Source organism: Streptomyces sp. AJS327 (assembly GCF_013450295.1).
Taxonomy (GTDB): Bacteria; Actinomycetota; Actinomycetes; order Streptomycetales; family Streptomycetaceae; genus Streptomyces.
Genome location: NZ_SKBR01000001.1, coordinates 1413592 through 1438114 on the forward strand (window position 1 = coordinate 1413592; position 24523 = coordinate 1438114).

Annotated in this window: 20 protein-coding genes; 16 read left to right on the forward strand and 4 right to left on the reverse strand. The window is 73.7% G+C overall.

The window, feature by feature from the left end; genetic code table 11:
- Positions 1–26: 26 nt before the first annotated feature.
- From polA to E0L36_RS05685, 3 genes are all read left to right on the forward strand, one after another.
- Complete coding sequence (gene polA / locus E0L36_RS05675; RefSeq protein ID WP_180927718.1) at positions 27–2783, forward strand: DNA polymerase I; 2757 nt, start codon at positions 27–29, stop codon at positions 2781–2783.
- Positions 2784–3012: 229 nt separating this feature from the next.
- Entirely contained in the window at positions 3013–4797 is a 1785-nt protein-coding gene (locus tag E0L36_RS05680) for a lytic murein transglycosylase (protein WP_180927719.1), read from the forward strand.
- Between the two features lie 158 nt (positions 4798–4955).
- Positions 4956–5465 carry a GNAT family N-acetyltransferase gene (locus E0L36_RS05685; RefSeq protein ID WP_180927720.1) on the forward strand — a complete coding sequence of 170 codons (510 nt, stop codon included), beginning with the start codon at positions 4956–4958 and terminating at the stop codon, positions 5463–5465.
- Positions 5466–5538: 73 nt separating this feature from the next.
- Here E0L36_RS05685 and E0L36_RS05690 read toward each other — a convergent pair whose 3' ends face one another.
- Entirely contained in the window at positions 5539–5994 is a 456-nt protein-coding gene (locus E0L36_RS05690; protein ID WP_180927721.1) for a VOC family protein, read from the reverse strand.
- A gap of 105 nt (positions 5995–6099) precedes the next feature.
- The gene (locus tag E0L36_RS05695; protein ID WP_180927722.1) at positions 6100–7005 is read right to left on the reverse strand and encodes a class I SAM-dependent methyltransferase; all 906 of its coding nucleotides are present in this window, start codon (positions 7003–7005) and stop codon (positions 6100–6102) included.
- 535 nt (positions 7006–7540) lie between these two features.
- Between E0L36_RS05695 and rpsA the strand changes: the two genes are divergently transcribed.
- From rpsA to E0L36_RS05745, 10 genes are all read left to right on the forward strand, one after another.
- Complete coding sequence (rpsA, locus tag E0L36_RS05700; RefSeq protein ID WP_180927723.1) at positions 7541–9061, forward strand: 30S ribosomal protein S1; 1521 nt, start codon at positions 7541–7543, stop codon at positions 9059–9061.
- Positions 9062–9243: 182 nt separating this feature from the next.
- The gene (locus E0L36_RS05705; RefSeq protein ID WP_180927724.1) at positions 9244–10191 is read left to right on the forward strand and encodes a PAC2 family protein; all 948 of its coding nucleotides are present in this window, start codon (positions 9244–9246) and stop codon (positions 10189–10191) included.
- A 75-nt stretch (positions 10192–10266) separates the two neighbouring features.
- Positions 10267–10866, forward strand: a complete 600-nt coding sequence (coaE, locus tag E0L36_RS05710) for a dephospho-CoA kinase (protein WP_180927725.1) — start codon at positions 10267–10269, stop codon at positions 10864–10866.
- 259 nt (positions 10867–11125) lie between these two features.
- Positions 11126–11530 (forward strand): tetratricopeptide repeat protein, encoded by a 405-nt coding sequence (locus tag E0L36_RS27445; protein ID WP_180927726.1) that lies wholly within the window; start codon positions 11126–11128, stop codon positions 11528–11530.
- A gap of 96 nt (positions 11531–11626) precedes the next feature.
- A complete protein-coding gene (locus E0L36_RS05720) occupies positions 11627–11986 on the forward strand; it encodes a hypothetical protein (protein ID WP_180927727.1) in 360 nt (119 codons plus the stop codon).
- 219 nt (positions 11987–12205) lie between these two features.
- On the forward strand, positions 12206–12628 hold the full coding sequence (locus E0L36_RS05725; RefSeq protein ID WP_180927728.1) for a TraR/DksA family transcriptional regulator: 423 nt from the start codon (positions 12206–12208) through the stop codon (positions 12626–12628).
- 205 nt (positions 12629–12833) lie between these two features.
- The gene (locus tag E0L36_RS05730) at positions 12834–15554 is read left to right on the forward strand and encodes an AAA family ATPase (RefSeq protein WP_180927729.1); all 2721 of its coding nucleotides are present in this window, start codon (positions 12834–12836) and stop codon (positions 15552–15554) included.
- A 152-nt stretch (positions 15555–15706) separates the two neighbouring features.
- The gene (locus E0L36_RS05735; RefSeq protein WP_180927730.1) at positions 15707–16084 is read left to right on the forward strand and encodes a 6-carboxytetrahydropterin synthase; all 378 of its coding nucleotides are present in this window, start codon (positions 15707–15709) and stop codon (positions 16082–16084) included.
- 34 nt (positions 16085–16118) lie between these two features.
- A complete protein-coding gene (locus E0L36_RS05740) occupies positions 16119–16586 on the forward strand; it encodes a type II toxin-antitoxin system PemK/MazF family toxin (RefSeq protein WP_180927731.1) in 468 nt (155 codons plus the stop codon).
- A 181-nt stretch (positions 16587–16767) separates the two neighbouring features.
- Entirely contained in the window at positions 16768–17517 is a 750-nt protein-coding gene (locus E0L36_RS05745; RefSeq protein ID WP_180927732.1) for a PIG-L deacetylase family protein, read from the forward strand.
- Positions 17518–17618: 101 nt separating this feature from the next.
- Here the strand turns inward: E0L36_RS05745 and E0L36_RS05750 are convergent, their stop codons facing one another.
- Complete coding sequence (locus E0L36_RS05750) at positions 17619–18185, reverse strand: methylated-DNA--[protein]-cysteine S-methyltransferase (protein ID WP_180927733.1); 567 nt, start codon at positions 18183–18185, stop codon at positions 17619–17621.
- A 149-nt stretch (positions 18186–18334) separates the two neighbouring features.
- On the reverse strand, positions 18335–19264 hold the full coding sequence (locus E0L36_RS05755; RefSeq protein WP_180927734.1) for a glycerophosphodiester phosphodiesterase family protein: 930 nt from the start codon (positions 19262–19264) through the stop codon (positions 18335–18337).
- A gap of 239 nt (positions 19265–19503) precedes the next feature.
- On the opposite strand from E0L36_RS05755, the gene uvrB reads away from it, so the two are divergent.
- The 3 genes from uvrB (at position 19504) to E0L36_RS05770 (ending at position 24515) form a co-directional block, all read left to right on the forward strand.
- Positions 19504–21636 (forward strand): excinuclease ABC subunit UvrB, encoded by a 2133-nt coding sequence (uvrB, locus tag E0L36_RS05760; RefSeq protein WP_180927735.1) that lies wholly within the window; start codon positions 19504–19506, stop codon positions 21634–21636.
- A 169-nt stretch (positions 21637–21805) separates the two neighbouring features.
- Positions 21806–22384, forward strand: coding sequence for a TerD family protein (locus tag E0L36_RS05765; protein ID WP_180927736.1), 579 nt, complete (start codon positions 21806–21808; stop codon positions 22382–22384).
- An 82-nt stretch (positions 22385–22466) separates the two neighbouring features.
- Positions 22467–24515: a TerD family protein gene (locus E0L36_RS05770; protein ID WP_180927737.1), complete on the forward strand. Its 2049-nt coding sequence runs from the start codon at positions 22467–22469 to the stop codon at positions 24513–24515.
- Positions 24516–24523 lie beyond the last annotated feature (8 nt).

Genomic DNA, 24523 nt, shown 5'->3' on the forward strand with positions numbered 1-24523 from the left:
GGGGAGTGTCGGTGGCGCGTGGGAGGATGCGGCACGTGGCTAAGAAGGCATCGCACGAGACAGCGTCCCCGAAGACCCCCGGAGCCCCGCGGCTCCTCCTGATGGACGGGCACTCCCTCGCCTACCGCGCGTTCTTCGCGCTGCCCGCGGAGAACTTCTCCACGATCACGGGCCAGCCGACGAACGCGATCTACGGCTTCACCTCGATGCTGGCGAACACGCTGCGCGACGAGGCGCCCACCCACTTCGCTGTCGCCTTCGACGTGTCCCGCAAGACCTGGCGCTCCGCCGAGTTCACCGAGTACAAGGCGAACCGCTCCAAGACCCCGGACGAGTTCCGGGGCCAGGTGGAACTCATCGGCGAGCTGCTCGACGCGATGCGGGTGCCGCGCTTCGCCATCGAGGGCTTCGAGGCGGACGACGTCATCGCCACCCTCGCCACCCAGGCGGCGGCCGAGGGCTTCGAGGTCTCCATCGTCACCGGGGACCGCGACGCCTTCCAGCTGGTCACCGACGACGTCACGGTGCTCTACCCCACCAAGGGCGTCTCCGAGCTGACCCGCTACACCCCCGAGAAGGTGCACGAGAAGTACGGCCTCTCGCCCGAGCAGTACCCGGACTACGCCGCGCTGCGCGGCGACCCCTCGGACAACCTCCCCGGCATCCCCGGCGTCGGGGAGAAGACCGCCGCCAAGTGGATCAGCCAGTACGGCTCCTTCGCCGCGCTCGCCGAGCACGCGGACGAGGTGAAGGGCAAGGCGGGCCAGAACTTCCGCGACCACCTGGAGTCGGTCCGGCTCAACCGTCGCCTGACCGAGCTGGTGCGGGACGTCGAGCTGCCGCTCCGCCCCGCCCAGCTCGCCCGGGAGCCTTACGACCAGCAGGCGCTCGCCGTGATCCTGGACGCCCTGGAGTTCCGCCACCAGAACTTCCGCGACCGGCTGTTCGCCGCCGACCCCGGCGGGGTCGAGGCGGAGCGGGAGCCCGCCGAGGGCGTCGCGGTGGACGGCGCGGTGCTCGGCACCGGCGAGGTCGCCCCCTGGCTGGAGCGCCACGGCTCCGCCCGGCTCGGCGTCTCCAGTGTCGGCCAGTCCGCCGGCGGCCCGAAGCGCTCCGGCGCCGCCTCAGCGCGGGAGGGCGTCAGCGAGATCGCGCTGGCCACCGCCGAGGGACCGGCCGCCTCCTTCGACCCGTCCGCGCTGGACGAGACGGACGAGCGGGCCTTCGCCGCGTGGCTGGCGGACGCCGAGCGCGAGAAGGTGATGCACGACGCCAAGTCGCTGATGCGCGCCTTCGGCGAACACGGCTGGAGCGTGGCGGGCGTCCGGATGGACACCGCGCTCGCCGCGTACCTGGACAAGCCCGGCCGCCGCTCCTTCGCGCTGGACGCCCTCTCCGTGGAGTACCTAGGCCGCGAGCTGGGCCCGCCCCCGGCCGAGGACGGTCAGCTCGCGCTCGGCGTCGAGGAGGAGGCCGCGGCCGACGCGCTGATGGGGGAGGCCCGCGCCGTCCTCGACCTGGGTGAGGCGTTCGAGTCCCGGCTGGAGCAGGTCGGCGCCGCCGAGCTGCTGCGCGATCTGGAGCTGCCGACCTCCGCGCTGCTCGCCGAGATGGAGCGGGCCGGGATCGCCGCCGACCGCGACCATCTCGCCGCGCTGGAGCGGCAGTTCGCGGACGCCGTGGAGCAGGCGGTACGCGAGGCGCACGCCGCGGTGGGACACGAGTTCAACCTCGGTTCCCCCAAGCAGCTCCAGGAGGTGCTGTTCGGGGAGCTGGGCCTGCCGAAGACCAAGCGGACCAAGACCGGGTACACCACCGACGCGGACGCCCTGGCCTGGCTCGCCGGGCAGACCGAGCACGAACTCCCGGTGATCATGCTGCGGTACCGGGAGCAGCAGAAGCTGCGGACCACGGTCGAGGGCCTGATCAAGACGATCGCGCCGGACGGCCGTATCCACACCAGCTTCAACCAGACCGTCGCCGCGACCGGCCGGCTCTCCTCCACCGATCCCAACCTCCAGAACATCCCGGTCCGTACGGACGAGGGCCGGGCGATCCGGCGGGGCTTCCGGGTGGGCGAGGGGTACGAGTCGCTGCTCACCGCCGACTACAGCCAGATCGAACTGCGGGTCATGGCCCACCTCTCCCAGGACGACGGGCTGATCGGCGCCTTCACCTCCGGTGAGGACCTGCACACCACGGTCGCCTCGCAGGTCTTCGGCGTGGAGAAGACCGAGGTCGACCCGGAGATGCGCCGGAAGATCAAGGCGATGTCGTACGGCCTCGCCTACGGACTGTCCGCCTTCGGTCTCTCCCAGCAGCTGTCCATCTCCCCGGACGAGGCCCGCCGTCTGATGGACACCTTCTTCGAGCGCTTCGGCGGCGTCCGCGACTACCTCCAGCACGTGGTGGAGGAGGCGCGGGCCATCGGCTACACCCAGACCATCATGGGCCGCCGCCGGTACCTCCCCGACCTGAACAGCGACAACCGCCAACGGCGGGACATGGCCGAGCGGATGGCGCTGAACGCCCCGATCCAGGGCACCGCGGCGGACATCGTGAAGGTCGCGATGCTGCGCGTCGGGGAGGCGCTGGCCGCGGAGGGGCTCGCCTCCCGGATGCTCCTCCAGGTACACGACGAGATCGTGCTCGAAGTGGCCCCGGGGGAGCGGGAGGCGGTCGAGGAGCTGGTGCGCCGGGAGATGGCCGACGCCGTCGAACTGCGCGCCCCGCTGGACGTCTCGGTCGGCTCCGGCCTCGACTGGGACTCCGCGGCGCACTGAGCCGTCGTCGGCGACGCCCGGCCTCCGGAACGCCGCGCGGCCGGGCGGGCGGCGACGGCGGCCGCGGTCGCCGGGCAGGTCCGTCCCGGGCCGGGGCGCCGTATCTGCCGAGGGTTGCCAGAAAGGCCCGGTCTGCTCCGGCAACGGCGGCTTCACCATGACTTGGGGCCAGGACGTGTCGTAGGGTCACGACTGTTGGCGTCCGCAGGGGAGAGGACGGTTGTGGCAGATGGCGCGTTATCGCGGCAAGCACGCAGCTGACAAGAACGCATCCGGCACCGGACAGGCACCCGCCGTGGAACCCGGAGGGCGTGGCAGGCTCCGCAGAGGACTCGGCGGCACCGCCGTCGCGGCCGTGGCGATGGCCGCGCTCACCGCGTCCCAGGCCCCCGGGGTCGAACTCGGCGCACCGCACGGGGACGACGAACCGGGCCGGGAGGGCAGCGCCTTCCGCGAGCGGCCCACCCCCGGGGACGACGCGTACCACACCGACCTGCCCCCGCTGAAGTCGCCCAAGGCGCCGAAGCAGCCCGGTGAGCCGAAGGACAAGGGCCGCGCCGAGGCGGGCGTGCCCGCCTCCGTGCTGGCCGCGTACAAGAAGGCCGCCGCCTCGCTCAACTCCGCGTCACCGGGCTGCGGTCTGCGCTGGGAGCTGCTGGCGGCGATCGGCAAGGTCGAGTCCGGGCAGGCGCGCGGTGGCGCGCTCGACCGGGACGGCACCACCCTCAGGCCGATCCTCGGCCCCGTGCTGAACGGCCAGGGCTTCGCCGAGATCACCGACACCGACAACGGCCGGTGGGATGGCGACCGCACCTACGACCGGGCGGTCGGCCCCCTCCAGTTCATCCCGTCCACCTGGGACCGCTGGGGCGCGGACGGCAACGGCGACGGCGCCCGGGACCCCAACAACATCCACGACGCGGCGCTCGCCGCGGGCCGCTACCTCTGCGCCGACGGTCGCGATCTGAGCGCCACCGCCGACCTGAATCGCGCCATTCTGAGCTACAACAACTCGCGCGCCTACCTGCGCACCGTGCTCGCCTGGTACGCCTTCTACCGCGACGGCGTCCACGAAGTGCCGGACGGCAAGGGCCAGTTGCCCACGTCGCCGGGCGCGGGCCACAAGAACGGCACGGACGCCGGGGGCTCCGGCGAGCGCGGCCCGGGCAAGCGCGGCGGCGCCTCCGGAGACGGCGGCAAGGGAGACAAGGGCGGAGAGGGCGAGAAGCCGGGCGCCGAGAAGCCCGGTGGGGAGCGGCCGGGAGGCGGCAAGGGCGAGAGCCCGTCGCCGAACCCCTCACCGACCCCCACACCGACACCGACGCCCACCCCGAGCCCCACCGACCCCACGGCCGTCGAGCGCGTCGGCCCCGCGAAGATCACCGCGACCACCGGGGAGAGCTTCGAGGAGCGCCCCACCGTCCGGGTCACCACCACCGGCGGCAAGGCGGCGGCGGACGTCGGCGTGCGGTTCGCGGTGCGGGGCGAGACCGAGGCGCGCTTCCCCGAGAAGGCCACCGAGGTCACGGTCCGCACCGGCGAGGACGGCACCGCGAAGGCCCCGGTCCTGAGGGCGGGCGGGAAGGCCGGCACCTTCACCGTGCTGGCGACCGTGCCCGGGCAGGAGAAGCTGCGCGCGGTGGAGTTCACCGCGACCGTCGAGGCCGCCCCGGACCCGGTCGCGGACCGTCTCCAGCGCACCTCGGACACCCCGCTGGAGGCCGCCGCCGGCGAGACCTTCGAGGAGCGGGTGGCGGCGCGGGCCGAGCACCGCGGCGAGGCCGCCGCCGACGTGCCGGTGTCGGCCCGGATCACCGGCCTCGGCGCCGCGCCCTACTTCAAGGACGAGGACGGCAAGCACACCCGCACGCTCAAGGGCCTGACGACGAACGCCAAGGGCGTAGTCACCCTGCCGCCGCTCCACGCGGACAGCGGTACCGGCAGCTACCGGCTGTGGCTCACCGCGCCCGGCGGAGCGCTCCTCAGCGTCAAGGTCACGGTCACCGCGGGCTGAGCCGCCCGCCGGCCCGAGCGCTCGGGCCGGTCCGGCGCGGGCGTCCGGCGGGCGCGTGCGCCGGGTGACCGGTGACCGGTTCCCTTCGCCCTCCGGCCCGGGCCGCGTCATGATCGGTGCGGTGGCCCCGGCCGGGGGCCCAGGCGAAGGGGGATCCCATGTCCGACGTGCGCGCGGCGCGCCCCTCCGACCACCGGGCGGTGGTCGAGCGGGTCCAGACGTGGTGGACCGACCGGTCGCCCGAGCAGGCCCGGGAGCTGTCCCTGCTGGTGCCCAAGCTGTTCCTCCAGTTCTTCTCCCGCACGAGCCTGGTGCGGGAGGACGGCACCGGGATCAGCGCCTTCCTGATCGGCTTCCACTCCCCGGACGACGAGCGGGAGGCGTACATCCACTTCGTCGGGGTCGATCCCCGGCTGCGGGGAGCGGGGGTGGGCCGGGAGCTGTACACCGCCTTCTTCGAGCGCGCCGCCGCGGCGGGCCGCACCGAGGTGCGCGCGATCACCTCGCCCACCAACACCGGATCCATCGCCTTCCACCGGGCGATGGGCTTCGTCCCGGAGGCCGGGGACCGCGAACTCGACGGGCTGCCCGTCCACACCGACTACGACGGCCCCGGCCACGACCGGGTCTGCTTCCACCGTCGGCTGAGCCCCACCCCGGCGGCCTGAGTCCGCTCCGGGACCCGGGCCCCGTCGGGTGCCCGGGCAGACCGATCGCCCCGGCCCCGCTCGACCGGAGCGTCTACACCACGCAGAACTCGTTCGACTCCGGGTCGGCGAGGACCACGCCGTAGTAGTCCATCGCCGGTTCGCCCAGGTTCCGCAGGACGGTGGCGCCCGCCTCCGTCAGCCGCCGCACGGCGGCGTCGACCCGCTCGGTGCGGGTGGCGAGCGGCACGGAGCGACCGCCGCCCACGTTCAGGTCGAGGTGGATCCGGTTCTTCACGGTCTTGGCCTCCGGAACCTGCTGGAACCAGACGCGAGGCCCCCGGCCCGCCGGATCGACGATGGACTCGGGTGACTCCCCGGCGCCCTCGGGCAGTTCCTCGGGCGGCAGCCCGGTCGCGAGCCAGAACTCCCGCCAGCTCGCGTGCCCTCCGGGCGGGGATTCCGGCTCGTATCCCAGCGCCAGGCACCAGAAGTCCACCATCCGGACAGGGCCGGCGCAGTCGATCGTCAGCTGAAGGTTCGGCGTCATGCGGCGAGCGTGACACCCGGGTCGGACAACGCTCCGGAACCGTCCGCCGGCCCCCGCCCGGCAGCCCGCCGCGGGCCCGCCGTCCCCGGCTCCTCCCGGCGTTCCTCAGGGACGCTCGCAGACGAAGATCGCGGTGCCCGGGATCAGCCGCCCGCGCAGCGGAGACCAGCCGCCCCACTCCTGGGTGTTCCAGTCCGGCCACTCCGGCTCCACGAGGTCGAGTAGCCGGAAACCGGCCGTGGTCAGGTCCCGCACCCGGTCCCCGAGCGTGCGGTGGTGCTCGACGTACACCGTGCGGCCGGTGGCGTCCTCCTCCACGTACGGCGTGCGGTCGAAGTACGAGGCGAGCACCGTCAGCCCCTCCGGCCCCGGCTCGTCGGGCAGCGCCCACCGGAGGGGATGGGTCACGGAGAAGACCCAGCGCGCGCCGGGGCGCAGCACCCGGTGCACCTCACGCAGCACCCGCACCGGGTCCCCGACGAAGGGCAGCACCCCGTAGGCGGAGCACGCCAGGTCGAAGCTGGCGTCCGGGAACGGCAGCGCCCTGGCGTCCGCCTGCACCAGCGGCACCTCCGCGCCGCCCGGCTCCCCGGCGGCGAGGGAACGCGCGTGCCGGAGCTGCCGGTGCGAGAGGTCGAGTGCCACCGGACGGGCGCCCTGGGCGGCGAGCCAGCGGGAGCACTGCGCTGCGCCCGCGCCAACCTCCAGCACGCTCCGGCCACCGAGGTCGCGGGCGGGGCCCAGCAGCCCGGCCTCCGCCTCGTCCAGTCCCTCCGGGCACCAGACGAACCGGGCCGCGCCTAGGAACTCCCCGTGCTCGGCCTGGTACTCGTCGGCGTTGCCGTCCCACCAGGCCCGGTTGGCCCGGCTGCTCTCGTCGTCCCCCACCGGGCGCCGGACTGCCTCCGGCTCGTCGGCCTCGGCGGGCCCTGAGGTCCCCGCTCCGGGGGCCGGACCGATCGAGCCGGACCCGGGACGCGGCCCGCCGGGGGAGGTATCGTGCTGGCTCATCGCACCTGTCATCGTGTTCCGTCGTCGCTGTCGGTTGTCGCCGCTGGCTGGTCGGGTCGGCACGGGCGGTCTCGCCCCCGGGCGGTCGGGCCCTCGCCGCACCGCCGCCCGCGCGCCGCGAACCGCCGGGCGGGACCGCGACCGGCCGCGACCGGCGAGGCCCCCCGGGGGCGACTGGTTCCCGCGCGGGGAACGGGAGGAGGGTCACCGCCGGTCAGGGCGTGTTGTGCGGTGGTGGTGGAGCGGGGGCCGAGCGGCGCCGGACGGGAATCCGCCCGGAACATTGCCGGGTATGGGAGGTTCCATCCCGGGTGTGCTCTTTCGTGCATTGACCATGCCCAGTGGCCCCCGTATGCTACAAGTTGCGCTGCGGGCCTGCGCACCTCAGACGGAGCAGGTCGCGCTCGCATCTGTTGTATGTCCCCTCGGTAACTGTCTCTCAAGGCTGTCCGGCTGGCTTGCATGCAGTGCGATCAAGGGCTCTCGGCGTAGCAGTGCCTACGACTCAATGTCCGTACCGGAGACCCTTTCCCACATGACGAGCAGCACCGAGACCACCGCCACCACTCCGCAGGTTGCGGTCAACGACATCGGTTCCGAGGACGCCTTCCTCGCCGCGATCGACGAGACGATCAAGTACTTCAACGACGGCGACATCGTCGACGGCGTCATCGTGAAGGTCGACCGGGACGAGGTCCTGCTCGACATCGGCTACAAGACCGAAGGCGTCATCCCTTCCCGTGAGCTTTCGATCAAGCACGACGTCGACCCGAACGAGGTCGTTGCCGTCGGTGACGAGATCGAGGCCCTTGTTCTCCAGAAGGAGGACAAGGAAGGTCGGCTGATCCTCTCGAAGAAGCGCGCCCAGTACGAGCGTGCCTGGGGCACCATCGAGAAGATCAAGGAAGAGGACGGCATCGTCACCGGTACCGTCATCGAGGTCGTCAAGGGCGGCCTCATCCTCGACATCGGCCTGCGCGGCTTCCTTCCGGCCTCCCTCGTGGAGATGCGCCGGGTGCGCGACCTCCAGCCGTACGTCGGCAAGGAGCTTGAGGCGAAGATCATCGAGCTGGACAAGAACCGCAACAACGTGGTCCTGTCCCGCCGTGCCTGGCTGGAGCAGACCCAGAGCGAGGTCCGCCAGACCTTCCTCACCACCCTCCAGAAGGGCCAGGTGCGCTCCGGCGTCGTCTCCTCCATCGTCAACTTCGGCGCCTTCGTCGACCTCGGCGGTGTGGACGGACTCGTCCACGTCTCCGAGCTGTCCTGGAAGCACATCGACCACCCCTCCGAGGTCGTCGAGGTCGGCCAGGAGGTCACGGTCGAGGTCCTGGACGTGGACATGGACCGCGAGCGGGTCTCCCTGTCGCTCAAGGCGACGCAGGAGGACCCCTGGCAGCAGTTCGCCCGCACGCACCAGATCGGCCAGGTCGTTCCCGGCAAGGTCACCAAGCTGGTGCCGTTCGGCGCGTTCGTCCGGGTGGACGAGGGCATCGAGGGCCTGGTCCACATCTCCGAGCTGGCCGAGCGCCACGTGGAGATCCCGGAGCAGGTCGTCCAGGTCAACGACGAGATCTTCGTCAAGGTCATCGACATCGACCTGGAGCGTCGCCGGATCAGCCTCTCGCTGAAGCAGGCCAACGAGTCGTTCGGCGCCGACCCGATGGTCGCCGACTTCGACCCGACCCTGTACGGCATGGCCGCGTCCTACGACGACCAGGGCAACTACATCTACCCCGAGGGCTTCGACCCGGAGGCCAACGACTGGCTGCCGGGTTACGAGAAGCAGCGTGAGGAGTGGGAGCGCCAGTACGCCGAGGCGCACGCCCGCTTCGAGCAGCACCAGGCGCAGGTCGTCAAGTCCCGCGAGGCCGACGCGCAGGCGGCGGCCGAGGCGGCGACCGGCGGCGGCGCGGCCTCCCAGGCGGCCCCGGGTGGCGGCCAGGGCGGCGGTGGCGGCTCGTACTCCTCGGAGTCCGAGGAGGACGCCGGCGCGCTGGCTTCCGACGAGGCGCTCGCCGCGCTCCGTGAGAAGCTCGCCGGTGGTCAGAGCTGAGGCTCCACCCGCCAGGTAACTGACGGACAGGTGCCGTCGGGCCCGTCTCCTGCTGGAGGCGGGCCCGATCGCGTTCGCGGACGTGTGCGCCCGGCCCGGTGGGGGTGCGGGCGCACCCGGCGGGGAATGCCGGTGACGCGGGATGCGTTCGGGGAGGGTGAGAGACACGAGGAGGGGTGACGGTGCGGGATCCGCGTGAGCTGTACACGTGGGAGCAGAGCGGCCTGGACGCCGTTGACGAGATCGTCGGCGAACCGGACAGCGCCGGGCTGGTGATGCTCTATCACTTCGAGGGCTTCATGGACGCCGGGGACACCGGGGAACAGGTGGTGGCGCGGCTCCTCGACTCCCAGCCGCACGTCACCGTCGCGCGTTTCGACACCGACCGGCTGATCGACTACCGGGCGCGCCGCCCGATGATGACCTTCAAGCGGAACCAGTGGGTGTCCTACGACGCCCCGCTGCTGGAACTCCGCCTGGTGCGGGACGCCACCGGCACCCCGTTCCTGCTGCTCGCGGGCCCGGAGCCGGACGTCGAGTGGGAGCGGTTCGTCGCCGCGGTGCGGCAGATCACCGAGCGGGTGGGTGCCCGGCTCGCGGTCACCTTCCACGGCATACCGATGGGTGTGCCGCACACCCGCCCGGTGGGGCTCACCCCGCACGGCAACCGGATGGACCTGGTGCCCGGGCAGCGGCCCTTCTTCGACGAGGCCGAGGTCCCCGGGAGCGCCGCCGCGCTGGTGGAGCTGCGTCTCGGCGAGGCCGGTCACGACGTGCTGGGCATCGCCGCCCACGTCCCGCACTACATCGCGCGGTCGACCTATCCGGACGCGGCGCTGGTGGTGGTCGAGGCGATCACCTCGGTGACCGGGCTGGTGCTGCCGGAGGTCGCGCACGCGCTGCGCGGGGAGGCGCTGCGCACCCAGGACGAGATCGAACGGCAGCTGGCCGAGGGAGACGAGGAACTCGTCTCCGTGGTGCAGGGCCTGGAGCAGCAGTACGACGCGGTCGCCGGGGCGGAGAGCCGGGGCAGCCTGGTGGCGGAGCCGGTGGAGCTGCCCTCCGCCGAGGAGCTGGGGGCCGAGCTGGAGCGCTTCCTCGCCGAGCGGGAGGACGGCGAGCCCGGCTGACCGCCCGTGCCCCGGCCTCGCCTGGCGGTCCGTACCGCCGGTCGGGGCCGGTGGCCGACCCGTTACGGTGGCCGCATGGTCAAGGTCGGACTGACGGGTGGCATCGGCGCGGGCAAGAGCGCGGTCTCGGAACTGTTCGCCGGTTACGGCGCGGTGATCGTGGACGCCGACCGGATCGCACGCGAGGTGGTGGAGCCCGGAACCCCCGGACTGGCCGCCGTGGTCGCCGAGTTCGGGCCGGGGATCCTGCTGCCGGACGGCACGCTGGACCGGGCCGGGCTGGGCGCGATCGTCTTCGGCGACACGGACCGGCTGGCCGCCCTGAACGCGATCGTCCATCCGCTGGTGGGCGGGCGGTCGGCGGAGCTGGAACGGGCCGCGGGCCCGGACGCGGTGGTGGTGCACGACGTCCCGCTGCTGGTGGAGAACGGCCTGGCACCGCTGTACGACCTGGTGGTCGTGGTCGACGCGGCGCCGGAGGTCCGGCTGGACCGCCTGGTGCGGCTGCGCGGCATGGACGCCGAGGAGGCCCGGGCCCGGATGGCGGCGCAGGCCGACCGGGCCGAACGCCTGGCGGTGGCGGACATCGTGATCGACAACGACGGTACGCCGGAGGAGCTGGCCTCCCGCGCGCGGGACGCCTGGCGGCGGATCGCCACGTGGGGGGAGCGCTGAGCGGGGCGGCCCACCCCGGTCCGTGCCGGGCGTACGCGTCCCGGCACGGGGGAGCCCGTGGGGTGCCGCACCGCCGCCACGGGGTACGCCGGGAATAGCGGCTGACTCCGGGGTGTTGGGCTCGGGGAGCCCGTGGGCGGATTTCGGCCAAGCTGTCGCCGTTCTCCCGTCCCGTCCCGGAGGGCGCGGGCCGCCCGGACCGTCCGGTCGGCCCCCACCAGGCCCTCCAGCCGCGCTCCGTTCCGAGGAGGTCGTCATCGTGCCCGAGACCACGCCGCAGACCCGCGTCATCAGCTTCCGCGCCGCCGAGCAGCTGCTCGACGCGCGCGATCCCCGGGGCGCGCTCACCCTGCTGGACCCGATCGTGGACGCGCACCCGGAGAACACCGCGGCCCGCCTGCTCCGGGCCCGGGCCTACTTCCTCCAGGCGCGACTGGGCGCCGCCGAGCGGGAGTTCGGCGTCGTCCTGGAGCGGGAGCCGGACAACGCCTTCGCGCACTTCGCGCTGGCCCGCACGCTCCAGCGCGCCGACCGGGCGGACGCGGCGCGGCGGCACTTCCGGCTGGCCGCGGCGCTGGACCCGCGTCCCGACTTCGTCGAGGCGGCCGGGTTCGCGAACCCCCCGGCCGAGCCGCCCGAGTCCGGTGGCGGCCAGGGCCGTTGAGCCCCCGCCGGACCACGGTCCGGGTGCTGTCCGGCGGCCGCGGGGGTGGCTGTGAGTGGCCTGGTGGGGCGGTGCCCCGCGCCCTACCGTGGGTGGATGGACGTTGACGCAGCGCTCGCCCTCGTCACCGCCGCGGCCGGGGGCGCCGCCACCGCCGCCGGGCAGCGCGCCTGGGAGGGCCTGCTCTCGCTCTGGCGCCGTACGACGGGACGCCCGGAACCCCAGCCGGTGGATCCGGGGGACGGCGGATCGGTGCGGTGGCTGGTCGACCGGATGACCCAACAGGCCCGGAGCGACCCGGAGTTCGCGTCCGCGCTCTGCCGCTGGGCGGGCGAGCACCACGCCGTGCTGACGGTCGAGCAGTCCGCCGTGCACAACACCGTGGCGCCGGACGCCACCGTCAACGGGCCGGTTATCCAGGCCCGGGACATCCACGGGGACATCCACTTCCGCTGAGCGCCAGCGGACCCCGGAGCCCGGAGCGCGGTGGTGCGCGGCACGGTGTCCCGGAGCGCGGCGCACGGTCTGCGGTGGCCACGGACGGCGCGTCCCGGGCGGGCTCCGCGCGCCGTTCCGACCGGGCCCAACGGCGCCGTGGCGGTGGGCGGTTCGGACGCGGACGGGGGTGCCCCGCGCGTCGGCGGGGCTGTCAGTGGGGTGCGGGATGCTGGGGGCATGAGCGTCGCCACCTTCTGCCGTATCCATGCTGACCAGCAGATTCCCCATCGGCTCGACGCTGTGGGGCGAGGCTGGCACCCCTTGCTGACCAGGCTGCACACCCGGCTCGCCGCGCTCGATCCGGAGTACCGCCTGGAGGAACTCACCCCCAAACTCGGTGGCTTGCGGATATACGTCGCCGACCGCTTCGGCGCCGACGGCGAGTTCGACGGCGCCTGGGCCGACACGGTCGCCCAACTGGCCGACGAGGCCGCCGTGGAGGCGGAGCGCACCTGTGAACTCTGCGGCGCGCCCGGCCGTCCGCGCTTCCACGGGGACCACCGCGCCACCTGGATCCGGACGGTGTGCACCGGCTGCCGGGACGCTCCGCACCCGGGCGGTGGCCCGGGCCGTCCGCTCGGAAGCCGGTTCCCGCGCTGAGCCCCTGCCACCGCGCCGCCTCCGCCCACGCCCGTTCCGCGCCCCCGCCCCCGTCCGTCGGGGCGGGGCGGGGGACCACGGCTGAGGTGGCTGGGAGTGAATGGCGGCGCCGGGAGCGCGCGGACTATCGTGACCGGACCCAACTGACCCGCGTGTGCCGCCGACAGGGCTGCCCGGAGGGGAGACCGGAGTGGAGAGGGGATCGGTGCCGACCGAGTTCGTGGACCGGGATGAGCATCTGGTCGCCCTGCGCGCCCTGGTGGAACGGCTGGCCCGCGGGCGGGGCGGCGCCTGCGTCGTGGACGGCGTGTTCGGGATGGGCAAGTCCGCCCTGCTCTCCGAGCTGGTGCGCCGCGCCGACGGCGTCGACCCCGCGCTCTCCGGCTGCCGCGTCGTGCACACGCGCTGCTACTCCGGCAGCGGGCCGGACTCGGCCTACGGCACCATCGTCGAGGTGCTGCTGCGGCTGGCGCCCGCGGAGCGGGAGGACGGCTGGATCCGGCGGCTGGTGCGAGCCACCGGCCGGGGCGCCGCGCGCTCGGCGCCGGAGGTCCTCTCCGCCCTGGTCCCCGGGCTGGGCGCGCTCTTCGCCACCGGCCGGGAGGCGACGCAGGCCGCGCTGGACTCCGGCTCCATGCCCGGCGACAGCCTGCTCCCGTACCAGCACGGCGCCGCCAACCAGATCGTCCAGGCGCTGCTGGAGCAGGCCAGGTCGGGTCCGCCCGTGCTGGTCCTGATCGACGACGTCCAGTACGTGGACCCCAGCAGCCTCCAGATCCTGCACCGGCTGCTGGAGCTGATCCCCGGCGAACCCCTCGCCTTCGTCCTCGGCCACGGCACGGGGGACGCGGCGGCGGACGGCGCCACCCCCGGCGTCGACGAGACGCTGCGCAGCTGGGAACTCGACCGGATGATCACCCGCCGGACCCTCGCCGGGCTGCCCGAGGAGGCGGTCGCCGAACTCGTCCGGCTCCGGCGGGCCCCGGAGGACCTGACGGTCCGGCTGAACGCCATGACCCGCGGCCACCCGATCTTCGTCACGCTCTGCCTCCAGGAGTGGCGGCAGGGGGACGGCGCCGACCTCGCCCTCCCGCGCGACGTGGACCAGGCCGTGGCCCGCCGGGTCGGCCGGCTGACGGACAGCGAGTCCGCGCTGCTCACCGCGGGCGCGGTGCAGGGCGAGACCTTCTTCACCTGTGTGGCGGCCGAGATGGCGGGGCTGTCCCACGAGGAGACGATGGAGCGGCTGCGCCGTCTGTCGCGCACCCGCCGCCTGGTCCACGAGACCGATCCGCCGTGGTGGGCCGCGGACTTCGTCACCGACTGCTACCGCTTCGAGCACCGCGCCCTCCAGCGCGCCATCTACGAGCAGCAGACCACCCAGCAGCGCCGCTCCCGGCACGCCCGCGCCGCGAACGCGCTGGCCGGGCTCTCCGCTCCGGCCGGGCCGGGCAGTGAGGCCCCGCTGGAGCTGCGCCTGGAGACCGCCCGCCATCTGCGGCTGGGCGGCCCCGAGACCCGGGCCCGCTCGGCCCGGGCACACGTCGAGCTGGCCCGTGGCGTCGCCGCCGAGGGGCTGTCCTTCGCGGAGGCGGAACGGCACGGCGTCCAGGCGTTCACCGACGCGCGGCGGCTGCCGCCGGGGGAGGAGCGGGACCGCGGCATCGTCGCGGCGGTCGAGCTGCTGCTGTCGCTGACCGAGGTGCGCTGGCGTGGCCAGCACCAGCAGACCGGTGGGCCGCACATCGAGGGCGTCGACGGCATCGACGCGCTCGCCGCCGAGGCGGAGCGGGCCGCGGCGCGCCGCGGCGACCCCGAGCTGATCGCCCGTACCACGCTGCTGCGCGGCAAGACCCTGCTGGCCACCCGGGGGCTGCACCCCTCGCTGGAGAAGCTGCGGGAGGCGGTCGAGCGGGCCCGCGAGTGCGGGGACGCGGTCGGCCTCTTCGTCGCCACGGTGGAGTACGGACGGCAGCTGCCCAAGTCGGACCTCGCCGCCGGGCTGGCCGAACTGCGCGAGGCGGAGCGGATGTACGCCTCCGAACCCCGCCTGGGCGACGCGCGGGACCCGGTGCTCCAGCACGCCCGGAACCTCGGCGAGATGCAGCTCGGCATCACCCTGTACGACAGCGGCCACCTCGGCGAGGCGCGGGACCGGCTGCTGCGCTGCGTGGACCGGCTGCGTACCGAGACCCTCCAGGCGGAGCTGCCCATCGCGCTCAACTACCTCGCGCAGGTGCACATCGCGCTCGGAGAGGAGGACAGCGCCGCCGAGGTGCTGTCCGAGGCGCTCGCCTTCGAGGAGGAGCGGGGCGCGGAGAGCGGCTGGCACGCCTACAACACCGCGCTGCGCGCCCTGTTGCTCAGCCGGGTGCCGGGACGGCAGGCGGAGGCCCGCGCCCTCGCGGGGCGCGCCTGGGAGGAGACGCTGCACACCTGGCTGGTGAACCTGGTGCCGATCGTCCGGAACCTCACGGCGGAGGTCCTGATCGAGACGGCGGCCTCGGAGGGCCCGGGCTCCGCGGAGCGGGCGCTGCTGGAGGAGGCACACCGGCTGGCCGAGCGCACCTGCGAGGAGGTGCGCAGTACCGGCATGGCGCGCAGCGGCATCGCCGCGCACACCCTGCGGGCCAGGGCGCTGCTGCGGGGCGGCCACCCGGCCGCCGCCGCGTGGCAGGCGCGGGAGGCGCTGCGCATCCTGGACGAGAAGGGGGACATGCCCGCCCTGCGGACGGAGGAGGTGCTGTACCACGCGGCGCTGGCGCTGGACGCGGGCGGCGCCCCGGAGGACGCCCGCGCGCTGCTGGCCCGGGCGCGGGCCGAGGTGGAGCGCAAAGCGGGCCACCTGGCCGACCCGGCGCGGCGGGAGCGCTTCCGCACCGCCGTGCCGCTGAACCGGCTCATCCTCGGCACGGGCGCGGGGTGAGGGCCGCCGGGCGCGCGGGCGTCGCGGCTGGCCGGGCCGGGCCGTCGGGGCGGCCGGGCCGGGGCGCGGAGCCCGGTGGCTGAGCGGGGCGAGGCGGTGTGGCCGGAGAGCGTGGACGCGGACAGAGGCGAGGAGAGGGGACCGGAGCCCGCATGTTCATCATCACCAAGGAGTTCCACTTCTCCGCCAGTCACGTCCTGGACCGTCTCCCCTCCTGGCACCAGTGCGCCCGGATGCACGGTCACAACTACCTGGTGGTGCTGGAGCTGTCGGCCCGCTCCGGGGAGCTGACGGACGCCGGGTTCGTCCGGGACTACGGCGACCTGGGTGCCTTCAAGAAGTGGGTGGACACCACGCTCGACCACCGGCACCTGAACGAGGTGCTGGACGGGGGCCGTCTCTCCCCGTCGGCGGAGAACCTCGCCTGGTGGATCTACGGCCAGTGGTGCGAGAGCCTGCCCGAACTGACGGCGGTGACGGTCTCCGAGACGCCACGGACCACGGCCACCTACCGTCCGCGCCCCGGCTGATCACCGCCCGGTCCGGCGCCGGTAGCGTGTCCGGATGACACGAGGCACCGAAGAGCGCGAGAGCCCCTCCACCGACCAACTCCCGGGCAGCCACGGTCCGTCGGCCACCGTCGAGGTCGAGCCGTCGGCGGTGGGCGTGGTGCGCACCGAGTACGCGCCGGACCCGGACGGCGACCCCGACCCGGGCGAGATCGTCTGGACCTGGGTTCCCTTCGAGGAGGCCGACGGCCGGGGCAAGGACCGCCCCGTGCTGGTGGTGGCGCGGGAGGCCGCGGGGACCGTGCTCGCCGTGCAGCTCACCTCGCGGCAGCGAGCCGCGGGGCAGGAGTGGATGGCGCTCGGCACCGGCCCCTGGGACCGCGAGGAGCGGGACTCCTGGGCCGGGCTCGACCGGGTCCTGCGTGTCCACCCGGAGGGGATGCGCCGGGAGGCGTGCGCCCTCGACCGGGCCCGGTACCAGCGCGTCATACACCGCCTGCAACAGCTGTACGGCTGGCGGTAGGCGGCCGACACGGCGGTGGTGGTGTCCCGCCGCGCGTGCTCCACTACCGGTGGAGGCCGGTCGCGCGGAACCGGCGTGCGGCGGCCCCTGGAAGGGAACCGGGCCACGGGCGGTGCGCCGCCGGAGGGCCCGGGCCGTGGGGCCGGGGAGCCCGGCCGTCTGACGCGCGGATCGGAGTCACATGAGCAGCGAACGGGAGGAGCCGCTGGCGGCGCTGCCGGAGGACTGGCAGTGCGCGCTGGCGGTGGTCGCGCACCCGGACGACCTGGAGTACGGCGCCGCGGCGGCGGTGGCCACCTGGACCGGGCGGGGCAAGCGCGTGGTCTACGCGCTGGTGACCCGGGGCGAGGCGGGGATCGACGGGATCGGTCCGGCCGAGTGCGCCGCGATCAGGGAGGCCGAGCAGCGGGCGAGCGCGGCCGCGGTCGGCGTCTCGGACGTACGGTTCCTGGACCACCGGGACGGGGTGATCGAGGAGGGTACGGCGCTCCGCCGGGACCTGGCCGCGGTGCTCCGCGAGGTCCGGCCGGAGCTGGTCCTCACCATCAACCACCACGACTCCTGGGGTGGGACCAGCTGGAACACCCCGGACCACCGGGCCGTCGGCCGGTCGCTGCTGGACGCGGTCGGTGACGCGGGCAACCGCTGGATCTTCCCCGAGCAGCTGGGCGAGGGCGGTCTGGAGCCGTGGGGTGGGACGCGCTGGGTCGCGGTCGCCGCCTCGCCGTACGCGACGCACGCCACCGAGGTGGGCGATCCGGCGATCGAGAGGGCGGTGGCCTCGCTGGCGGAGCACCGCGCCTACATCACCGGACTGAGCGGCGACGATCCGGTGGCGTACGCGCGGTCCATCGTCACCCGGGGCGTGGAGATGGCGGCCGGGCGCTTCGGCGGCCGCCGCTGCGTCTCCTACCAGGTGTACACGCCGTAGCCGTGGCGGCCGCCCGGTGGACGCCGGGCGGCCGGAAGCCGGTCAGCGGGTGGGAAGCCCGGCGGCGAGCCGGCGGCCCGGTCGGCCGGGCCGCCCGTGGCTCAGAACAGCGGCCGCGGAAGCAGCCCCTCCAGGGCGAGCAGGGTGCGCTTGGTCTCCAGACCTCCCCCGAACCCGCCGATGCCGCCGCCGCTCTCCACGACCCGGTGGCAGGGCACGACGACGGGCAGCGGGTTCGAGCCCATCGCCACCCCCACCGCCCGCGCGGCCCCCGGCTCCCCGACCCGGTGGGCGAGGTCCTGGTACCCGGTGGTGGCGCCGTACGGCACGGAGGTGGCGAGTTCGCGCAGCACCCGGGCGTTGAAGCCCCCGGAGAGCGACCAGTCCAGGGGGACGGTGAAGTCCCGCAGCTCGCCCCGGAAGTACGCGGACAGCTCGGCGACGGCCGTCGCCAGATGGCCGGACGGGGTCCGGGCGTGGACCGGGGTGGCGCCGAGGTGGTCCGTCAGCCGGGCGAGAGCGTGCTCTCTCCGGCGGGCGTCGGCGTGGAAGGTGACCAGGACGAGGCCCTCCCCGGTCGCGGCGAGCAGCAGCGGCCCCACGGGGGAGTCCAGCGGCGTCCAGGAACAGACGGGGTCCCCGGGGGCGGGGCTCGGTGTCTCTGCCATGGCGCCACCGTACGGGGCGGCACCGACAGCCGGTCCGGTTGCCCGCCCGCGCCCGGCTGGTCCCCGGGGCGGGCGGGCCGGTGGCGCACCGGGCGGTGACGCCCGTCGGCGTGTACGGGGACGGTGCTGGCGCGCGACCGGGGCGAGGCTCAGCCGCGGATGGCGCGCAGCGCGACGTCGGGCTTGTTGGAGATGATGCCGTCCACCCCGGCGGCCAGGACCTGCCGGGCCGTGCTGTCGTCGTCCACCGTCCAGGTGTTGACCTCCAGCCGGTTCCCGTGCGCGCCGCGCACCCGCTGCACCTGGCGCACGTACTCCTTGGTCACCGCGGAGTGCCGGGGGTTGATCTGGTCGACGAACTGGGCGTAGCCGGGGAGCTCGGCCGCCTCCGGATTGCCGAGGTAGCCCGTCCGCACGGCGGGCCGCAGGTTGTGCACGGTCTTGACGGCCGAGGCGTCGAAGCTCTGGATGACCAGCCGGCTGGCCGCCCGTCCGTCGAGCCATCCCGCCCGGTCCAGTGCCCGCAGGGTCTGGCCCTCGATCCCGGGGTACTGCGCGGGCACCTTCAGCTCCAGCAGCAGCCGCTGGCCGTTCCGCTCCAGCCGGTCGAGGAACTGCCGGAGGGTGGGTACCCGCTCACCGGCGTACGCCTCGCTGAACGAGGAGCCGGCGTCCAGCCGGGCGATCTCCCGGGAGGTGAAGTCGCTGACCTTCCACGGGGCCCGGCCGGGGAAGACCTCCTCCACGTCGGTCGTGCGGTCGAGGGTGGCGTCGTGCATCACGATCAGCTCACCGTCCTTGGTGCGCTGGACGTCGTTCTCCACCCAGTCGACGCCGAGCTGGTCGGCCTTGTCGACAGCGGCGAGGGTGTTCTCCGGGGCGTAGCCGGAGGCTCCCCGGTGGGCGACGACGAGCGGGGTGCGGGACCCCTGACCGCCGGGCCCGGCGGTGGGGTCCGGGAGCCGGGCGGTGGCCGGTGCGGAGGGGGCGGCGTGGGCCGCGGGGGCGGTGGACAGGACGAGCGCGGACATGCCCAGGAGGCCTCCGCTGAGGGCGACCACGGCAAGGCGCATCGACATGTGTGACTCCTCGCGATGATTCGTGCACGGACTGCGAAGAGCTTCCCTGAGAGCCGATACGGCGAAGCAGGAATCACGTGGCCGTCAGTTGAATTCGCGAAGTCCGGTGACCGTCCGCGCACCTGTGCGCACGGGGGTACGCGATCCCGGCGCGGTCGCCGTCGGGTCGTCGTCGGCCGGGCTCCGGCCTCCCTCCGGCCTCGACGGCCGATGTCAGTGCTGAGCCGTACGGTGGATGCATGCGGCCCCATACCGAGATCCAGCGCACCGTGGCCCCCTTCGAGGTGGTCAGCCCGTACCAGCCCAGCGGCGATCAGCCGACCGCCATCACCGAGCTGGAGCGGCGGGTCAGCGGCGGCGAGAAGGATGTCGTGCTGCTCGGGGCCACGGGTACCGGAAAGTCCGCCACCACCGCCTGGATGATCGAGAAGCTCCAGCGGCCCACGCTGGTCATGGCGCCGAACAAGACGCTCGCCGCGCAGCTCGCCACCGAGTTCCGCGAGCTGCTGCCGAACAACGCGGTGGAGTACTTCGTCTCGTACTACGACTACTACCAGCCCGAGGCGTACGTCCCGCAGACGGACACCTACATCGAGAAGGACTCCTCGATCAACGACGAGGTCGAGCGGCTCCGGCACAGCGCCACCAACTCCCTGCTCACCCGGCGGGACGTGGTGGTGGTCGCCTCGGTGTCCTGCATCTACGGCCTGGGCACCCCCGAGGAGTACGTCGAGCGGATGGTGCCGCTCAGCGTCGGCCAGGAGATCGACCGCGAGGTGCTGCTGCGCCGCTTCGTCGAGATGCAGTACACGCGTAACGACGTCTCCTTCACCCGCGGCACCTTCCGGGTGCGCGGCGACACCGTGGAGATCTTCCCGGTGTACGAGGAGCTGGCGGTGCGCATCGAGATGTTCGGGGACGAGGTCGAGGCGCTCTCCACCCTGCACCCGCTCACCGGCGAGGTCATCAGCGACGACCAGCAGCTGTACGTCTTCCCCGCCTCGCACTACGTGGCGGGCCCGGAGCGCATGGAGCGCGCCATCGGCACCATCGAGGCGGAGCTGACGGAGCAGCTGGCCGCGATGGAGAAGCGGGGCAAGCTGCTGGAGGCCCAGCGGCTGCGGATGCGCACCACCTACGACATCGAGATGATGCGGCAGATCGGCACCTGCTCGGGGATCGAGAACTACTCCCGGCACATCGACGGCCGGGAGCCCGGGTCCGCGCCGCACACCCTGCTCGACTTCTTCCCGGACGACTTCCTGCTGGTGATCGACGAGTCGCACCAGACGGTCCCGCAGATCGGCGCGATGTACGAGGGCGACGCCGCCCGGAAGCGCACCCTGGTCGAGCACGGCTTCCGGCTGCCCTCCGCGATCGACAACCGCCCGCTGAAGTGGGAGGAGTTCCTGGAGCGCGTCGGGCAGACGGTCTACCTCTCGGCCACCCCCGGGCAGTACGAGCTGTCCCGCTCCGACGGGTACGTCGAGCAGATCATCCGGCCCACCGGCCTGGTCGACCCGGAGGTCGTGGTGAAGCCGACCGAGGGCCAGATCGACGACCTGGTGCACGAGATCCGCACCCGGGTCGAGAAGGACGAGCGGATCCTGGTCACCACGCTCACCAAGAAGATGGCCGAGGACCTGACGGACTACTTCGTCGAACTCGGCATCCAGGTCCGCTACCTGCACAGCGACGTCGACACCCTGCGCCGGGTCGAGCTGCTGCGGGAGCTGCGGATGGGCGAGTTCGACGTCCTGGTCGGCATCAACCTGCTGCGGGAGGGGCTGGACCTGCCCGAGGTGTCACTGGTCGCCATCCTCGACGCGGACAAGGAGGGCTTCCTGCGCTCGGGCACCACCCTGATCCAGACCATCGGGCGGGCCGCGCGGAACGTCTCCGGCCAGGTGCACATGTACGCCGACAAGAGCACCCCGGCGATGGAGCAGGCCATCGAGGAGACCAACCGCCGCCGGGCCCGGCAGATCGAGTACAACCGGGAGCACGGCATCGATCCGCAGCCGCTCCGTAAGAAGATCGGGGACATCGTCGCGGACATGATCCGCGAGGACATCGACACCGGCGAACTGCTCGGCACCGGCTACCGCAAGGAGACGGAGACCGGCAAGGGCAGGGCGCCCACCCCGGCGAAGTCGCCGTCCACGGCCGGCAGGGCGGGGCGGAAGGACCGGGGCCCGGTCGCGGCGACCGACCGTCCGGCCGCCGAACTGGCCGAGACCATCGAGGACTTGACGGAGCGGATGCGGGCCGCCGCGGCGGACCTCCAGTTCGAGGTGGCGGCCCGCCTACGGGACGAGGTCTCCGAACTCAAGAGGGAGCTGCGGCAGATGCGCGAGGCGGGGCTGCGCTGACCGGGAGGCCGTTCCTGCTCAGTGCGGTGAAACCCCGCGGCGTGGAGTGTTGCAAGAACGACACAAACCCGGGGTGGACCGGTCGGCGGCTCCCCGTGCATGCGTAGTGTTGCCGTCCGTGACGCCGTCGGCGGAGTGGCGGCGGGTAGGACCGTGAGAGGGGACACACGTGACGATCAACCTGTCCAAGGGCCAGGCGATCAACCTTCAGAAGAGTGACGGGGGGACGCTGACCGCCGTGCGGATGGGGCTCGGCTGGAAGGCGGCGCCGCGGCGCGGGCTGTTCGGCAAGCGCTCCAAGGAGATCGACCTGGACGCCTCGGCGGTGCTCTTCGCCGACAAGCAGCCGGTGGACGTGGTGTTCTTCCGGCACCTGGTGAGCGACGACGGCTCCGTGAAGCACACCGGCGACAACCTGGTCGGCGGCGTCGGGCAGGGCGGCGACGACGAGGCGATCATGGTGGACCTCCAGCGGGTCCCGGTCCACATCGACCAGATCGTCTTCACCGTCAACTCCTTCACCGGGCAGACCTTCGCGGAGGTGGAGAACGCCTTCTGCCGCCTGGTGGACGAGAGCAACGGGCAGGAGCTGGCCCGCTACACGCTGGACGGCGGCGGGGAGTACACCGCGCAGATCATGGCCAAGGTGGCCCGGCAGGGCAGCGGCTGGCAGATGGCCGCCATCGGCAGTGCGGCCAACGGCCGTACCTTCCAGGACCTGATGCCGACCATCCAGCCGCACCTCTGATCCCGTCCGCCACCGGTGGACCGGCGCCGCGGCGCCGGGCACGGCACGACAGCACAGCAGCTCTGGGGAGGGGCGCACGACGATGACGGCCGAACTGGTCCGCGGGCAGAACCACCCGCTGCCAGCGAGACGACTGGAGATCCGGATCTCGACCGGCAAGCCCGTGGTGGCCGGGGCCACGCTCAACGACGAGCGGGGCCTGATGAGAGAGCCGGACTGGATAGCGCATCCGGCGCGGCCGAACCTCCCCGGGCTGGAGGTGCCGCGTCAGGCCGCGGCCGACCACCGGCTCGCGGTGGACCTAGAGGCGCTGCCCGAGGCCGTCCACCGGGTCAACGTCCTGCTGGCGCTCCCGACGGGGGTCGGTGGCCCGGCCACGTTCGCCACGCTCGCCTCCCCCTTCGTCGCCGTGACGGGGCTCGACGGCACCGAGATCGCCAGCTACACGGTGATCGAGCTGACCGAGGAGTCCGCCGTCGTGGCGCTGGAGCTGTACCGCAGGAACGACGCCTGGAAGGTGCGGGCCGTCGGCCAGGGGTACGCGGGTGGTCTGGCGGCGATGCTGGCGGACCAGGGTCTGCCGCAGGCCGAGGTGCTGGCCACCACCATCAACGAGGCGGTGGCGGCGGGCATGGCGCGGTCAGTGGCACCGCCCCCGCGCTCCGAGGGCGACCGCGCCCGGCGCGGGGCCACCGTCGGCGGGGCGCGCGGCGCCGTCGATCCGCGTACCGTCGACCCGCGGACCGGATCGCCGAACTCCGCGGCGGGGCCGTCCGGTTCACCGGCGGGGGAGTCCGCGCACACCACGGAACCCGGCGGCGCGGAACCGGACACCACGGGACGGGGCGCGGCCCCGGCGTCCGGCGGCCCGATCAACTACCAGCACCCCCGGCGGAAGAAGGCGGAGCCCCGGCCCTCCGGCCCGGACCCGCGCACCGCCCCCGCGCCGGAGACGACGGCGGCGCCCGGCGGGGGCGGCGCGGGGCAGGCCGGTCAGCACCAGCCCGTCGCGGGCGACGCCCCGGGGTGGTCGCCGGAGGAGCGGCTGTACAACCAGGTCTGGGGCATGTTCGAGGACCTGGCCCGGTCCACCGCCGCGTACCGCTCGGCCGTCGACTTCGCCGAGTCGCGGATGGAGCAGGAGCTGGACAAGGTGCTCTCCGATCCGCGCAGCAGGGTCGGGGACGCGGCCGACGCGGCGCGGACCGAGGCGCGGGCCAAGCACAACCGGCTGGTGGACGAGGCGCGCGCGGTCCTGGAGCGGGACGTGGCGCAGCTGATGGCCGAGTCCGAGGTGGTGGAGCCCGCGCTGCCGCACGCCTTCGCCCGCTGGGACAACCCCTGCTGGCAGGGGTACCGGGTGCCCATGGAGTCGCCGATGGCGATGCGGCTTGGCGACCTCAGCCTCGGTGAGAGCGCACTGCTGCGGATCCCGATGCTGGTGCGGCTGCCGCTGGAGCGGGGGCTGTGGATCGACAGCGGGCGGGGCAGCGGTGTGGAGTCCTCGCTGGTGGACTCCGGGGAGCTGCGCCGCCTGGCGGGGCACACCGCGACCGCGATCGTGGCGCGGCTGCTCGCCGTCAACCCGGTCGGGGACTTCACCGTGCACATCATCGACCCCGCGGGTTCGGCGGCCGAGTCGCTCGCCCCGCTGCTGGGTTCGGGGGCGCTGCGCGAGCTGCCGGTGCCCGGCCCGGAGGGCGTCCGGCAGACGCTGGAGAAGCTGACGCGGCGGGTGGACCTGGTGCAGATGGCGGTGCGCAGCGGGGCGACGGACTCCCTGCCGCCGGATCTGGACACCGCCGAACAGCTGCTGGTGGTACACGACTTCCCGCACGGCTTCGACGACCGGGCGGTCACCCAGCTCCGCTACCTCGCTGACGAGGGCCCGGCCGTCGGCGTCAACCTGCTGATGGTCGCGGACCGGGAGGACGCGCGGGCCTACGGCCCGGTGCTGGATCCGCTGTGGCGGACGCTGCTGCGGCTGAGCCCGGTGCCGGACGACCACCTCGCCGACCCCTGGGTGGGGCACGCCTGGACGTACGAGCCGCCGCTCCCGCCGGAGGGCAGCGAGGTCCTGCTGTCGGTGCTGCGCAAGGTGGCGGCGGCCCGGGAGGCGTACGGGCACTGACCGCGTGC

Excerpts from the sequence above, each read along its gene's own strand:
- polA (WP_180927718.1), top strand. The coding sequence starts at position 27 with ATGCGGCACGTGGCTAAGAAGGCATCGCACGAGACAGCGTCCCCGAAG.
- E0L36_RS05680 (WP_180927719.1), top strand. The coding sequence starts at position 3,013 with ATGGCGCGTTATCGCGGCAAGCACGCAGCTGACAAGAACGCATCCGGC.
- E0L36_RS05685 (WP_180927720.1), top strand. The coding sequence starts at position 4,956 with ATGTCCGACGTGCGCGCGGCGCGCCCCTCCGACCACCGGGCGGTGGTC.
- E0L36_RS05690 (WP_180927721.1), bottom strand. The coding sequence starts at position 5,994 with ATGACGCCGAACCTTCAGCTGACGATCGACTGCGCCGGCCCTGTCCGG.
- E0L36_RS05695 (WP_180927722.1), bottom strand. The coding sequence starts at position 7,005 with ATGAGCCAGCACGATACCTCCCCCGGCGGGCCGCGTCCCGGGTCCGGC.
- rpsA (WP_180927723.1), top strand. The coding sequence starts at position 7,541 with ATGACGAGCAGCACCGAGACCACCGCCACCACTCCGCAGGTTGCGGTC.
- coaE (WP_180927725.1), top strand. The coding sequence starts at position 10,267 with ATGGTCAAGGTCGGACTGACGGGTGGCATCGGCGCGGGCAAGAGCGCG.
- E0L36_RS05720 (WP_180927727.1), top strand. The coding sequence starts at position 11,627 with ATGGACGTTGACGCAGCGCTCGCCCTCGTCACCGCCGCGGCCGGGGGC.
- E0L36_RS05725 (WP_180927728.1), top strand. The coding sequence starts at position 12,206 with ATGAGCGTCGCCACCTTCTGCCGTATCCATGCTGACCAGCAGATTCCC.
- E0L36_RS05735 (WP_180927730.1), top strand. The coding sequence starts at position 15,707 with ATGTTCATCATCACCAAGGAGTTCCACTTCTCCGCCAGTCACGTCCTG.
- E0L36_RS05740 (WP_180927731.1), top strand. The coding sequence starts at position 16,119 with ATGACACGAGGCACCGAAGAGCGCGAGAGCCCCTCCACCGACCAACTC.
- E0L36_RS05745 (WP_180927732.1), top strand. The coding sequence starts at position 16,768 with ATGAGCAGCGAACGGGAGGAGCCGCTGGCGGCGCTGCCGGAGGACTGG.
- E0L36_RS05750 (WP_180927733.1), bottom strand. The coding sequence starts at position 18,185 with ATGGCAGAGACACCGAGCCCCGCCCCCGGGGACCCCGTCTGTTCCTGG.
- E0L36_RS05755 (WP_180927734.1), bottom strand. The coding sequence starts at position 19,264 with ATGTCGATGCGCCTTGCCGTGGTCGCCCTCAGCGGAGGCCTCCTGGGC.
- uvrB (WP_180927735.1), top strand. The coding sequence starts at position 19,504 with ATGCGGCCCCATACCGAGATCCAGCGCACCGTGGCCCCCTTCGAGGTG.
- E0L36_RS05770 (WP_180927737.1), top strand. The coding sequence starts at position 22,467 with ATGACGGCCGAACTGGTCCGCGGGCAGAACCACCCGCTGCCAGCGAGA.